Source organism: Dysgonomonas sp. UBA7710 (genome assembly GCF_002482385.1).
Lineage (GTDB): Bacteria > Bacteroidota > Bacteroidia > Bacteroidales > Dysgonomonadaceae > Dysgonomonas.
On the sequence record NZ_DLFW01000004.1, the window covers coordinates 22,490 to 37,769 of the forward strand.

The following is a 15,280-nucleotide window of genomic DNA, read 5'->3' on the forward strand; positions in this document are numbered from 1 at the left end:
TTGTTTTTATTTAAACGATATTTTATTTATTTCTTATTTAAATGCTTTTCTTCAATTTCCATATTTATTTTGTCAATCACGTTGTCTTCCAGTTTATATCTTGAAATAATAAACATCGCCAGAATGAGCAGCATCGCAGGTATTACGGCAACCAGCCATAAAATTCCCTGTTGGGCAAGAGCAGATTGCGATACGGCGTTATCTTTGTCAAAACCGACGAATCCCAGTACTATATTGGGTATAAAGAGGCCGATAGCCATCCCTAGTTGAAAAACAATTCCGATAATAGCATTTACCGTACCCGAAATACGCCGGCCTGTAGTATATTCTCCATAAGTGATTACTTCGGGAACCAGCGCCCACATATAGCCTGTAGCGACAATGATACCTGTAGATTTAATAAATTGCGCTACCATTATAATCCAAATTTGCGAGCGAAGCGCGGGAACTATCGATACAACATAGAGCAAAGCCATTCCGAGAATAGCAACAGACAGAAATACATAAAACATTTGCTTTTTACCAATCGCTTTTTTAATGGCTGGGACCAATGGCATAAAGATGAATGCCGGCAAAAAGCCTATTCCCTGAAACCAACCCGTGTAGTCAGAAGCCTGTACATTGTATGTCATGTAATAAGCCCCTGCTGCATTGTAGATTGACATCAAGGCAAAAGCCGTAAAAACAAATAATGCCACAATGCGCAACTGGCTGTTTCTAATAAATTCCATCCATAGATCGGAGATTTTTACTTCCGATGTTTTATCGGCTTCCATTACTATACGTTCTTTGCTTTGGGTGAAACAGAAAATCAATAAAACCAAACCGATTAACGCCAGAATAGTCATGGTGATAAACCATGCATGGGCATCGCCTGAGGTATTGTATGTCCGGGTAGGAGAGAGCGATTGCACGATTGTCGGGATACCGAAAGCCACAGTAAATCCGCCCAGGTTGGCAAGCACCATGCGGGTAGAGGTAAGCTTGGTCATTTCATCCCCGTCACGGGTAAGCGAAGCGAACAGTGCTCCGTAAGGCAGGCTGACCACCGTGTAGAGCAGGCATAGCCCTATATAAGTGACAAAAGCATACACTGTCGATCCGGGAAAACCGTTCCAAAAACAGAGGACGGCAAATGCCATGAGCGGAACGCCGCCAATAATCAGATAAGAACGGTATTTTCCCCATTTGGGATTATGTTTATCTACAAATGCGCCCAACGCCATAGATCCGAATATATTTATAACAGGCGGTATAAACACCATTACCGCCACGGTTTCCGGACGTAATCCGACAACAGTAGTATAAAAAATGGAAACATATTGCATCACCGTCTGGAATACCAGATTTTGTGCAAAATCTCCGCTACCGAAACCTATTCGTTGCAGCCACGACAACTTGTAAAAACCTTTAGTCTCACTTATATTCACGTTCATAATTATTTGTTTTATATTGATATTGTTAGATTTATTCTGCGAAATCCCTGGCCGTATCCGGCGGCGATACGGATAGTTTTTCATTATTTTCCGGGCCGGTACCTATCGTGGTGTCGCCAACGGTCAGCGTATGCCTGTACACATTGGCTGTACCGCTGCTCTGATAGCCTTCGACACATAGTGCAACCTCATATATCTTTCCAAGGTTCAGACCCATCTTTTCCCATGCTTTGAAGTGCTCACTGATGGACACAGTACCGCTGGTTTTCTTATCGGTACGGACACTCCAGTATTGTTGGAAAGTAGTGTCGCCATTGATGGAGGGTTGCTCAACGCGCGTAGTTTCGTAAATATCATACGTGCCGCCGTCGATTTCGACAGTCCCTTTCGATAGCGATCCGGGCGGACGCCAGCTACCCCAGGCTTCGACAATATAAAACTCCACAAGCGGATCTACTGACCAACCGTAAACGCATAGGTATGAATTGCCGATCGGCTGATAATCGCAGCCATAGTTCAGGGAAATATCGCCGATTTCATCGTGAGTTTTCGTGCAGTCAAATTTTCCCTGCGTTTTTGTGCAGTCGAACTTCTTGCCTGTGCGGAACAGGACATTGTTGATATTGTTCCAGCTACACTCGAATGTACCGCCTTCCTTCAGAGTCATGCTGACGTTGCCTTTGTCATACCAGAGTTCGTAATCGAACCCATCGTGTATTCCGGCTTTATTATCTGTCATAATGGTGTCAGGAACTATCACCGTTTTCTTTAAATCTCCGTTAAATTCCCCTGTACGGGAAATAATATCCGGCTGTGCTGCTGTAAACGGAGATGCCGGTAACCCCTCCTTATTTCTGAGGTTCGCTCCTTCGGGATTATCAGCCCATGCATATCTTACCGATACGGGATTTTGTATCTGATTACTCCATACTTTTACTTTGTTGCCGGACAATACGACTGCATTCGCCCACACATATTTGCGGTCTTCTCCCGCTATTGCAAATCCCTGGAGATCCAGATTGGTATACAATCCTGAGCCGACAGACGAAAAAGTAAGTACGATACTGTTTCCTTCCACTGTCATTCCTTCATATACCGGCCCGGAACTTACTATATCTTCGCTATATGCTACCCGTTGTGCTTCCAGTGCGAGGCGGTGACCCACCGTTTTTTTGTTTAGCGGGTGAATGTCGTTCCATTCTCCGGCATCGATGGTTACCGCCATCCCTGTATGTGGTACGGTTAAAGTCTGTCGTTGAGCTTCCCTTAGTTCTGCCCATCCGCTTTCGGACGGTTGTTTGCGGGCTTTCATAAAGTTAGGGAGCTGTGCGTAGATAAACGGCAGTTGAGGATTGTCCCATTTGCTCCGCCAGTCGTTTATCAAATCGGGGAGTAATGTCTTATATTCTTCCGCCCGGTTTGTATTTGCTTCGCCCTGATACCAGACAAAACCTTTTATCCTGTAGTTTGTGAGCGGGGCTATCATTCCGTTGTATAATCCCATCGGTTTGTATTGGAAGAAAGTTTGTGAACCCGCGGGCGGCATTTCCGCGCCTATCCGGTATTTCCAGTCTCCGGTGAGGTCTATTTCAGTGTTGCCCGCAATTATTTTATAAGGCTTTTCCTCCACAAAGCCACCTCTTCCGGCATTGCTTATCACCCGCACTGCAATGTTATTCTTTCCTTCCCGCAGCACTCCCGCCGGAATAGTGTAGATGCGTGGAGGATACTGATAGGAAATTGTACCGACAAATGTACCGTTGACAAATGCTGAGTCGGCGCCCACAATACAACCTAAACGTAATATGCCTGTTTTGCCGGCCATAGACGCAGGAGGATCGAACTCCTTGCGGAGCCATAGGGAACCATTGATTTGTCCCACCCCTTTATCCGCCCAATAACCCGGCAGGGATATAGAAGACCAGTCCGAAATATCAGTATTGTCTTTGTTCCATCTGTTTATCCCTATGTCTTTCAGACTGAGGCTTGTATGCCATTCGCTGTTTTTTTCTGATTCCAGTTCGCGTATGCTGTCGATATAAGCCGGATCTGCACAGATGCGGGCTGCTTGCAGATAATGCGGATAATTCTTCAATCCGGCTGTACTGATCCATGCTTCGGCGGGAGAGCCGCCGATACCTGTATTGATTATTCCTACAGGGACTTTGTACTTATCATATAAGTCCTTTGCAAAAAAGTAAGCGACAGCGGAGAAATCAAGTATATTTGAAGGAGTTACCGATTTCCACTCTCCACCCTGTAAGTCCGATTCTTCCTTCTGGAAATTATATCGCATCGGTACCCTGAATTGTCTTATATGAGAGTTACTTGCTTCTTTTACTTCATCTGCATACAAATCGAGAGTGCGGCGTATAGGCAATTCCATGTTCGACTGTCCCGAACAGAGCCATACATCACCTATCAGAACATCTTTTATTGTGATTTCATTGATATTTATCGTATATGGCCCTCCGGCAGTTTGTGCAGGTAATACAATTCTCCAGTCACCTTTTTTATCGGCTTTTGTCCGGTATGTTTCATCCATGAATTTTATAGTCACAGATTCTTTCGGAGAGGCCCATCCCCACAGTTGCAGGGAAGTATCCCGCTGCAAAATCATCCCGTCGCTTATCAGACGCGGCAGTTTTACTGCGGATTGGACGGCTGATACCGATACTGCTAATATCAATAGGAATATCGTCCTGTATAATGATGTATTAATAGATCTCATTTTTGTAATATCTTTATTTTAAATCGCTTTGTGGCGCGCCTAAATAACTCGGTTTCAGACCGCCCGTATCCAGCATTATTTTTTGAAAAACGATACCCGGTTCAAGAGGGCGGATACGGATCGTGTGAATACCTTCTTTATCAATATTATGGATAGTAGAAGTTTCTATGATCTGTTCGGCCTGCCATTGTCCCAGTTCGCCTTTATAATGTCCGTTGATATTTACTATTTGTTCCTCCCCGCCATTCAAGGACACTGCATAGCGTAATCCTTTATTGGCATTGAAATTCAATGTCGGGGATGTAAGGACTATCAATCTGGCTTTTCCTTTTGTTTTCAGATCGGCTTTATATTCCAGATAAACGTCTTTATCGGGGTTTTCGGTAACAGGTGTAGTTGTTACACCCGATACGGTTTTTCCTAAATCGGGAATAATAATCCATGACACTTTAGCCCCGTTGTTGGCCGTTGTGTGGTTTTCGGCTTCGATCGATACATAGCCGTCTGCTTCGGCGAATATCTTTTCTTTATGTATCATTGTTTGTACAATGTATTCTACTTTTGGCATCACACTCTTTTCAGGTTGCTGCCAACTGGTATAACCGATGCGTATCTGGTCCATCATATGCGGCCATTTTCCTCCGGCTATGTCATTATTATAGTGCATTGTAAGTATAGAATCCTTTGCGAAACACTCTTTTGCTTTATCAGCCCAATAGTTTGCCCGTATATCCCTTTTAGCGGCATAGTGTCTGTTTCGGGCCACTGCATAGTACATTTCGTACAGATTGGAGCAAGCGTTTACCGGGAACAAAACCAACTGGTCGAAGGCATCCTTATATTTGTCCGGGATCAGATAATAGAGGAGCATGGCGTCTATTGTAAGATTGCGATAATCATTCATTACAGTTTCGAATTCATTGTAATTTTCGAGACTATATGTATTCTCATTCAGTAGTTCGGGTGTAACCCTGCGGTTGTATTTCGTATAAAGATTTATCAGGCGGGCAGACTCTTTTGCATATTTTTCCCCGAATTGCCGGGCGCACCATTCTTCGGTATGAAGCAGGAGGTTGTCCGCATTAAATCTATCGGGATTCCAAGCCATATCGAGGAAAAAAGAGATGGGATACTCCATCGGTTTCAGGTCGCCGACATTCACCACCCATATTTTATCCACTCCGTATTGGTATGTGAGGTTCATCTGTTCCCAAATGCGTTGTACCTGACTGACATTTATCCATTTGTAATTACGCGGGCCTCCTACATAGTCGAAATGGTAATACATTCCGTATCCTCCTTTGCGTAGTTTTGCGTTAAGGTCGGGAAGTTTGCGGACATTGCCCCAATTGTCGTCACAAAGTAGCAATGTAATGTCGTCAGGTACACGCATCCCCTTGTCATAATAATCCTGAACCTCTTTATACAAAGCCCATACCTGAGGGGTTTCCTCTGCCTTTTTACCTGTAACTTCTGATATTATCTTGCGCTGGTCTTTTACGATTTTTTGCAGTAATGCGATATCGCTCTCCTCGCTCATCGGTTCATCCCCATCGCCACGCATGCCTACGGTTACTACCGTTTCGTAGTTTTTCATGCGTTCCATTCCTCCTTTCCAGAAGTTCTGTAGGGCCTTCGGGTTCTTATTATAGTTCCATGCACCTTGCCCGTAACGTTTCCATTCAGAGTGGGCGCATCCCATCGGTTCGTGATGCGATGTACTTATCACGATGCCATATTCGTCCGCCAATTGTCCGTTGAGAGGGTCATCATCGAAAAACGCATTTCCCCACATAGCCGGCCAGAGAAAGTTCCCTTTAAGGCGTAAAATTAATTCGAACATGTGTTTATACATCTTCGAGTTGACACCGCCGAATTTCTCGATGCACCAACCCTGAAATGCGGGCGCTTCGTCATTGATGAAAATACCCCGGTATTTTACGGCCGGTTCGCCGTCGGTATATTTTCCGGGCTTTATATACAGATTTGTCTGGTGTTCGACAGGGACGTCCGCCCACCAATACCAGGGCGATACGCCGATTTGTGCTGAAAGTTCATAAATACCGTAGATTGTTCCCCGCTTATCACTCCCGGCAATAATCAGTGCTTTTTGTATATCTCCGGTCGGATTATCGATAGTTTGTATCACATACTTTTCATTTTTTCCGGCCAGTTCGTTCTTATCTATCTTGCCGTCTCTGAGCAGTTTGTCGATGATGGCCGATTTTCCTGCCGTTCCGACAATAATCGCCGTTTTGCCGGAAACAGATGGGAGATTCCCGGAAACTTTCCTGAAATCATCTTTCAGGTCGCCGACCGCGCGGATCACACCCGCATAGTCGTTAACATCAGAAATTATCTGGACAGGCTTGCCGTTTTCGACCAGAGAAAGATATTCTTGCCCGGCAGAAGGAAACACAAATCTTTCTACACCGAAAGGGTTCGCAATATCCTTTGCCGGCAATTTTCTATCATGCGCAGGAGTCGTGTCATTATAAACATAACAACCGATTATTGTACCTGTAAATCCGCCTGCCGACTGTGTACTGAGATTTTTTGCGTCAACATTTTCTGCTATCGTTTTCCAGCTTTCTCCATCATCGAATGAATAGAGGAACGAATATTTATCTTTTTTGCCTTCTACCTTCAAGGTAACCGCTTTTTTGTCTGTACCGCCTGGAATTTCAGTTTGCACTATGGTTGTCACATCCCCTTCAGCACGTTTCAATACAAGATAATACTTGCCGTTCCCGTCAATGGTTTTTCCGAAAACAAAATTATGTTTCTCCCGCTGATAACAAACCAGTCCTGCAATATCTCCTTCATTATCCGGTAAATAATCCATTTTTATCTGCGCCGAAAAAGTTAAATGCTGTTGGCGGATACCTGTAAAAGCCGGTTGATTCGGTTCATAGATCGTGCTTCCGGTAGAACTGAGTGTAAGCATTCCGTTAGCGATTTTCCACCATTTATCTTCAGGTGGAGTACGCAGCATCAAATAGCGGTCATCGAGCTTTTCGTCGTCGAAATCGTCTTTCCATGTAAAATTACCTTTATAACTTTCTGCATTCGGCTGGAGATTCGCCTTGTTTACAATGTAAGGAATTTCCTCGTTCGCTTTCAAAATCACCGGATATCCGTCAACCCATGTCACAGGCAGCATAAATGTTTCTCTACCTGTATTGTAATAATTACCTTCGTATGGGCGGCAGGCAAGAAAAACAGCGTACCAGTCGCCTTCTGCTGTTTGTATAAGGTCGGCATGCCCGGCGGAAGTCACCGGATTCTTACGGTTTTCCGGTAAGTCGCGCTGGGTGAGAATCGGATTGTTTTTCCAAGGGATATAAGGACCAAAAATACTTTCGGAGCGGAAAACGACCTCTGAATGCTGAACACTGGTACCTCCTTCGGCACATAGGAGATAATAATAACCATTGATTTTGTATAAATGCGGCGCTTCTATCCACACCGGATGTTTGGCTTTATCCGTACCTCCGTCTACAATCATTTTCTTCTCACCGAAAATAGAGTCGCCCTCAACACTAAACTGCCGCAGCCAAATAGACCTGTGCCCGTCCCATTCGGGTTTCCCGTCCGGTTCGTCGTTATGGACGATATAAGCCTTTCCGTCTTCATCGAAAAAAATATCGGGATCGATACCGCCAAAATGCAGGGGAACAGGTTCACTCCAGTTATTTTCTTTCGGATTCTTGGTTTTCACGATAAAATTGCCGATCCCGTCAGTACAGGTAGTAATGAGATAAAAAGTATCATTATATTTATTGTAGCGGATTGTAGGAGCGTAGATTCCTCCACTGAGCCGGATTCCGGCTTTAAGTTGCAACTGCGAAGGACGATTCAGCACATTGCCGATCTGCACCCAGTTTACCAGGTCGGTACTGTGAAATATCGGGATACCCGGATAGTATGAAAACGTTGAGGTTACCAGATAGTAATCCGAACCCTTGCGACAGATACTCGGATCGGGATAAAAACCGCTGAGAACCGGATTGAAATACTGGTTCCGGTCGTTTATAGCCTGTGCGAAACAGGCATCCTGTCCCTTGTATTGAAAATAGTGAAAATCTGCTGTCTGGCTATTTCCGGTGCGGGGAAAGGCTATAATCAGTATTAACATTGCCAAACAGGTGTACAAGTCTTTTGTTCTCATAAATATAGTCGGATTATTATGATTTCGTCAACTATTCTTATTCCGGCTCTGCGGCTACACGTATAAACATGCATGCCGTAAAGAGTTGGGAGGTATGTAAAATCAGTCATTTAGTATTATAGTAGCTATATAACATCCGCTTGTATATCTCTCTTTAGAGAATTGGGGAATTATCTCATTACCATTAAACTCTATGCGGTAACATTTAGCAAATGTTTGACCTGATGATTTTACCTTTGGAATATCCCAATAGGTAACAAATTCATGTACCGCTTCATCACCAAATACATAAGGGCATTTCAACTTGTAAGTGAGCATTTTCGCTTCGGGACAATCGTTTACCCATAAACTAAAATCATTATCCAAATAACGATAACCGTTATTATATCTCACCATTCCTAATATGGGACGGATAACGTCACTACCGGGAGTATTATAAATTTTATTATCCCAATTTTTACATGGTTCGGAAACAATAATATCCAGTACGTATAAATCATTCTTTACAATGCCTGACTGAGCCTGCTCTTCAGAAATAAAAGTCGAATCCAACCACCACTCTAATCCAATCCCTTTTACCAAATCATTTCCGGAAGTATCCTGAAAACTTAAGCCAAAATTATAGGTAACAGTTTCTGGTTCATGGTCGGGAAAGAGAAAACAGGAAGAAAAATTCATTATCACAAATACTAATAAGCCTGATATTTTTAACGTTTTCATAGCATTTATATTTACGGTTTAGTAATATAGAAATTTTGCCTTGAATGTTGGTAATTGCCATTGCCTGAATTTACATCGTTGAAAGCAAACCAGGCATCGTTTTTTCCACCCCAACCCCAATTCATATGGAAATACAGATAAACTATTCCGCCTAATAAGCCCGGAGAATTGATTGAATTCCAACCCGGGGTGAAAACTCCGTTTCCATTAGGTTGCCACTCTGTAAAATATTCTATCTGATTAGTTGTTAATCTACGCGCGCCATCGCAAATCCAGTAATGGCTATTGCCGATATATTCGAGAGACCCGGGAAGAAAAGAAAGATTGGTAGCATTACCTCCCATAATAACAGGTCTTTTATAAGTAAGAAGTTGTTTTTCTACTGATTCGTAGTTATGACTGGCGCGAGTCACGTTATAGCCGAGAAGTCTAATACCACTTTCCATATCGCCGGGAGTCGCCCAAGAACCGAAAGAATCATAATGCACGTTCACAAAACCACCAACAAGTCTAACCAAAGCAGCTTGGTCTGAACCTGATTTTGGAGATACAGGAATATTGTTCCAGTTGAAGGTATAACCGTTCAGTGTGAATGTTGAAGGATATTGATAATACTTCATGACTTGAGCAACCGCTATGGCGCCACAACCGGCGGAGTGGCCGTCACACAAATCATTAAAAGGCGGATTTTGATGCCATTGGGTAGACAACAAAGGGCCAACCTGTTCGTTCTTATATATATTTCTCCAACCAACAACTGAACAATTAAATGGTGATTTATTAAATTCTGCGCCATAACATAAATCTTCATATACCCCAAAAAATCCGGCATCTTCAAATATCTGTTTAGTTTGAGATAATGGTAAAAAATTCCAACCTTCGCCCATATATTGCATTTGGAGCTCATCACATCGATTCCAACAAGCTATCTGTCCATTGCTGGCACTTTTGAGCCGTGCATCCTGTGCTTCCCGAGGTGAAGAAATATCTGCTGTTTCGTAACTTTTCCAGAGATTTTGCATTGCAGTCTTAATCGTGTCATTTAATGCATCACTTGTTTTGATTGCTTCTTTTGTTTCCTCCAACCAGTCGGATATACCATCCATGTCGGGTGTTATCTCAAAAGAATTTTTGTCCGAATAGGCCAAAACCGGATAATAATTTTTTGTAGTTCCCATGATAACAAATCCCCCATCCGGATAATTTATAATATACATTAAAGGGTTGCTACTTTCTCTTAATGTTTCAACCAAAGCACTACCTTTCTGAGCTTTCAAACCACTTCTTGTTGAAACATTACCTTCGGTTAGCTTACTGAAAAACAAATCAGCAACCGCTGTGGCCTTGTCCAAAGAAACAAATGTTTCTTCATTAACTTGGTCTGAAACCTCTTGCGTTTTTGCAAACTCATAATCTAAATTTAAGTCATCTATTTCGCTACATGCAAATAGTAAAATCGCAGTACATAGTAAGGCTACTACTTTTGAAGAAAAGGTTGTTTTCATGCGTAAATAATTTAGTTAAAAGTGTCGTTTATAGCCTGTGCGAAACAGGCATCTTGTCCCTTGTATTGAAAATAGTGAAAATCTGCTGTCTGGCTATTTCCGGTGCGGGGAAAGGCTATTATTAGTATTAACATTGCCAAACAGGTGTACAAGTCTTTTGTTCTCATATCTAAATTACATTACTTATAATTTACAGTTCTACATGAAAGGCGCTAAAATTGTCAAGCATCGGGGCGAATATGCCGCTTTTGTTTATACCGGTTTCCTGACTCTGAAGGTGCTGTTTCATGTTTTATTTTCCGGCCTACCGGCTGCTTATAATTACAGAACCACTATCAAGCCTTTCGCTCCTTGCTGTTAATTTCATCTCACCTTCTTTCCCTTTTTTCCCTCGTATAATTACCAGTGCAAGCCCCCCAAAAGCACTACGCTCTTTTGACGCGAATGAAATCATATCGGCAGGATTTCCATTGTCGGTAGCAACAATTTCTCCGGTTCCCGAAATTTCAAACCATATTTTATTGTCAGCGTTTGGAACAAGATTTCCGTCGCTGTCTAAAATTCTTACCGTAACAAACGAAATATCTTTACCATCGGCATCAATTACATTTCTGTCTGCAGAAAGCGCTATTTTTACAGGTATACCTGTGGTTTTCACTTCATGAATAGCCCATTGCTTACCGTCTTTGTAAGCGACAGCTTTCAATATGCCAGGCTCATAAACAACACTATCCCAACGTAATCGGTATTCAAACTTATCTTTTTTCTTCTTTCCCAGCGATTTTCCGTTCAGAAAAAGTTCGGCTTCGTCGCCCGAGGTGAAAATATGAACAGGCGTTATCTGCCCTGTCCTGCTTTCCCAATTCCAATGCGGTAAAATGTGAACTGTCGGTAACTCGGGACGCCAACGCGATTGATAGAGATAAAATCTATCTTTTTTAAAACCTGCCAAATCAATTATTCCGCAATAGGAGCTACGTGAGGAATAATAAGGTGTTGGTTCACCTAAATGGTCCCAACCTGTCCAGACAAACTCGCCTGCGACAAACGGATGATTGTCTTGCATAGCAAAAACCTTGTCGGCTGACGAACCAAAAGGAGAGGTATAAAGTTCATAAGCACTTACTTGCCTTAGTGTATCATTTCCACCCGAACCTTCGCTTACAGGCGCGCTATTTCCTGCGAATACCGGGAAAAAATATGTACCGCGCGAACTGAGTGCCGAGGCTGTTTCACTACTGACAATCATTTTGTCGGGAAATTTCTGATGAAAAGCAGGATAAAGCGGTGGTGTTCTTATCCCCTTCAGATGAGAATATGCCGCCGCATCTCGTATCCCTTCGCCTTGATAGTTAAGGGAAATAATATCCATCGTTTGCGGGAAAGGCATATCAGGTTTGGCAAAATTCATCGAAGCGGTTGTTGGTCGTGTACTATCTTCGTCTTTTACAAGAGCCGCTAATTTCCATGCGACAGCCGCACCCGATTCGTCTGTGTACTGTTCGCCCACTTCATTGCCAAAACTCCATGCAATAATGGAAGGGTGATTTTTATCTCTGCGAATAAAAGCGCGGATGTCCGCTTCATACCAGTCGGGGAAAATAAGGTGGAAGTCAAGTGGATTTTTACCTTTTTCCCAACAATCGAAAATTTCATCAATTACCAGAAACCCCATTCTATCAGTTAGTTCAAGTAATTCCGGTGCAGGAGGATTATGGGCCAAACGAATAGCATTACATCCTAATTCGCGTAACATTTCCAACTGTCGTTCAGCTGCCCGAAGATTGAACGCTGCGCCTAAAGCACCCAAATCGTGGTGCTGATTTACACCTTGAATGCGAATCTTTTCACCATTTATCAAAAGCCCTTCTTTTGCATCGAACTTAATATCCCGGATGCCGAATCTTGTTTCGTATGTATCAATTAATTTATTGTTTATGAATAATCGGTTTACAGCCAGATACATATTTTGCTCCTGTTGTGGATATACCCCCCAAAGCAAAGGATTCTTGATATTTACGGTATTTCTGATTTTCGATTTTTCTCTTGCCTCGATAACGATATTTTGCTTCGGAAAAGTTGCAACTTTATTTCCTGATATTTTTAAGTTATTGTCCAACCGATAAATGTCGGTCAGGATTTCGACGTCTTGATTTTTTGTTGAGTTATTGTCTATATCAATGGAAATAGTTATTGTAGCGGATTTCTCCGAAATATTTTCGGTCTTGATGAATGTTCCCCAATGTGCTACATGAACAGGGCTTATCTTTACGAGCCAAACATTGCGATAGATGCCTGCACCCGGATACCAGCGTGAAGAATTTGTAGGATTATCCAGCCGGATGGCCAACTGATTATCTCCTTCAAAATTCACAAAAGGTGTAAGATTAAGGCGAAAAGAATTGTAACCGTAAGGCCAGCCTCCAACCAGATTCCCATTGAGCCAAACCATTGCGTAAGACATCGCTCCGTCAATGTCGAGGTAAATCTCCTTGCCTGAATCACTTTTCGGAATGTCGATTTTCCGTCGATACCAAGCGACACCCTGAACCGGTAATCTTCCCATTCCACCACCGACAATAGCATTTTCTTCGGTGTAAAAAGGTTTGTCAATTGCCCAATCGTGTGGCAAATCGATATATTGCCAGTCACTATCATTAAAATCGTTTTTAACGAATGCGAAATCTTTGCCCGGATTGCCGTCGGGACGCTCATAATGTTTATTTTTGTCTTTTATAAATTCGTTTGCTGTTGGCAAGATATACATTTTCAATGATTTATTCGAAGTGTTTCCATGATTTTGCAAAGTGGCGCGAGTATCGGCATCCTTAACGTCGTTTTTGTCAAAAACAGCCGGTCGCTCATCATAAATCAAGCTGTCGGGATTATTTTCATAACGAAAGAAACGCCAACCATCATTAATGTCGATCTTCTCCCTGTTTTGCCCGAAAGAAAAAGAAACAGAACAAAATAAAATTAAAATGAATACGAATTTTTTTCTCATTATCTTTTGTATTGTCAGTGATTACAGATATTTATCGTTTATTAATGCATCTTGTCTTATCATACACTATTTGTCATATTTTACCAAATGTGGGGAGTCATTCACTTCTTTAGTCCGGTTTCCGGTGATTTCCCCACTGATCCTGAAATAATCAAAGTCTGCATATCCTCCGGTATTTTTTGCTGCGTAATTATATAATCCAAAACGATAGCCCATAAAATGGCCCAATGTGTAACTCATCTTCAATGGTTTGCCTGCCGAGAGCCACTTTTCCCCGTCAAGGCTGTAATAAAAATATGCCAGATCGGCTTTCTCCCTGAAATCACAATCTACTTTAAAGTAAACTATTTTTTCCCCGAAGGGGATTTCTTCCTGCTCTACCGGTTTGCCCGACGAGGCATTGTTCATGTATATAAATTTCCGGCTACCGTTCACTTTTATTCCTATTTGCCCGTAATGGTTTTGCAGAAGGCACAAACCGGCAAAGTCACCGTCTTTCATTCCTGAAACATCCATTTTGGTCGTTCCTGAACAAACGGGGCCAATGGTGCGCTGTGTCAGTGTGTTTCTTGCTAATTCGAGGTTATTATCGAGGCGTCCTGTCGTTAGGCGCAAATAACCGTTTTCCACTTTCCATAATGCATTGTCCGGATTGTGATTCCACTGCCATACAAGTGGTAAGGCCCGGTCGCCTTCTTTTCTGTCAAATTCGTCCGAATTCACAATCCCGGGTATTAATCCTTTATTACCGGATAAGCCGGACTTTTCAGAGTCCTTATCGCCAATGCTGATTTTGGGGAATCCGTCTTCCCAATTCATCGGAAGAAGATAGGGGATTCGCCCTACGGCTCCGTAATCACGGAAAAGGTAAGCAAACCATTCCCCGCCGGGCGTTTCGATAATACCTCCCTGCGCTATCCCTGAATTTTGAAAAGCCAGACGGCCCTCCCATTTCCCATTCAGGCTGTCTGCCCGGTGAACAACTTCCGTCCGCATCCCGCCGCGAGGCCATGTTATATTGAAAAGATAGTATTTCCCGCCGTGCCTGAAAAGTTGCGAACCTTCTGCCCCCAAAGCGATATCGTCGCCTGCCGGTGCACTCGCATTTTCGATCAAAACACGGTTTGTGCCGGGCTTCATTCCCGAAAAATCGGGTTCGAGTTCAGTAATGGATAATTTCCCATTTCCGTAAATCATATAAACCTTACCGTCATCGTCAAACCAAAGTGTATGATCGTGCAGGGAAGGTGTAAACGTCCGTGTTTCCCACGGGCCGTTTTCAATATCGTCAGTGATATAAATATAAGTTTTGTCGGTAGTCTGTGAAAAAGTGGTAATATAAAATTTTCCGTTGTGATAACGGATACAGCTTGCCCATGAACCGCGCCCGTAAGCGTTTTTGCCGTTGGTAAGATTCATAGCGTTGATATTGGCTAAGGTATCATAAGCGTAATTTACTATTTCCCAATTAATCAAATCATTCGATTTCATTATCGGAACACCCGGTGCCATGTGCATCGTTGTGCTGCTCATATAGTAAGTGTCGCCGACACGTACCATCGACATATCGGGAACATCGGCAAAGATAAGCGGATTCTTTGCAGACTGGGCATTGACGAGCAATACAAAAAATAAAAAGAGAATACTTAGATCGAGTTTTTTCATGGTTCGCTTAAAAATGGGGCTGCTTTATTCACAGCCCCTTATTTATCA

Annotated in this window: 7 protein-coding genes and 1 pseudogene; all 8 read right to left on the reverse strand. The window is 42.8% G+C overall.

The genetic code is table 11. The features are described 5' to 3' along the window. Nucleotides 1-26: 26 nt before the first annotated feature. Nucleotides 27-1,436, reverse strand: coding sequence for an MFS transporter (locus B3317_RS03085; protein WP_291108532.1), 1,410 nt, complete (start codon nucleotides 1,434-1,436; stop codon nucleotides 27-29). 31 nt (nucleotides 1,437-1,467) lie between these two features. Next, on the reverse strand, nucleotides 1,468-4,167 hold the full coding sequence (locus B3317_RS03090; protein ID WP_291108534.1) for a glycoside hydrolase family 11 protein: 2,700 nt from the start codon (nucleotides 4,165-4,167) through the stop codon (nucleotides 1,468-1,470). A gap of 13 nt (nucleotides 4,168-4,180) precedes the next feature. After that, nucleotides 4,181-6,616, reverse strand: coding sequence for a glycosyl hydrolase 115 family protein (locus tag B3317_RS18190; RefSeq protein WP_414647431.1), 2,436 nt, complete (start codon nucleotides 6,614-6,616; stop codon nucleotides 4,181-4,183). A gap of 48 nt (nucleotides 6,617-6,664) precedes the next feature. After that, a pseudogene (locus B3317_RS18195) lies at nucleotides 6,665-8,338 on the reverse strand (glycoside hydrolase family 43 protein); the annotation flags it as partial. A 102-nt stretch (nucleotides 8,339-8,440) separates the two neighbouring features. Continuing rightward, nucleotides 8,441-9,058 (reverse strand): hypothetical protein, encoded by a 618-nt coding sequence (locus tag B3317_RS03105; RefSeq protein ID WP_194225899.1) that lies wholly within the window; start codon nucleotides 9,056-9,058, stop codon nucleotides 8,441-8,443. Nucleotides 9,059-9,069: 11 nt separating this feature from the next. Next, nucleotides 9,070-10,563, reverse strand: a complete 1,494-nt coding sequence (locus B3317_RS03110) for a C10 family peptidase (protein WP_291108537.1) — start codon at nucleotides 10,561-10,563, stop codon at nucleotides 9,070-9,072. 304 nt (nucleotides 10,564-10,867) lie between these two features. Next, nucleotides 10,868-13,567 (reverse strand): beta-galactosidase GalB, encoded by a 2,700-nt coding sequence (gene galB / locus B3317_RS03115; protein ID WP_291108539.1) that lies wholly within the window; start codon nucleotides 13,565-13,567, stop codon nucleotides 10,868-10,870. 66 nt (nucleotides 13,568-13,633) lie between these two features. Continuing rightward, the gene (locus B3317_RS03120; RefSeq protein WP_291108541.1) at nucleotides 13,634-15,232 is read right to left on the reverse strand and encodes a glycoside hydrolase 43 family protein; all 1,599 of its coding nucleotides are present in this window, start codon (nucleotides 15,230-15,232) and stop codon (nucleotides 13,634-13,636) included. Between the last annotated feature and the right edge of the window lie 48 nt (nucleotides 15,233-15,280).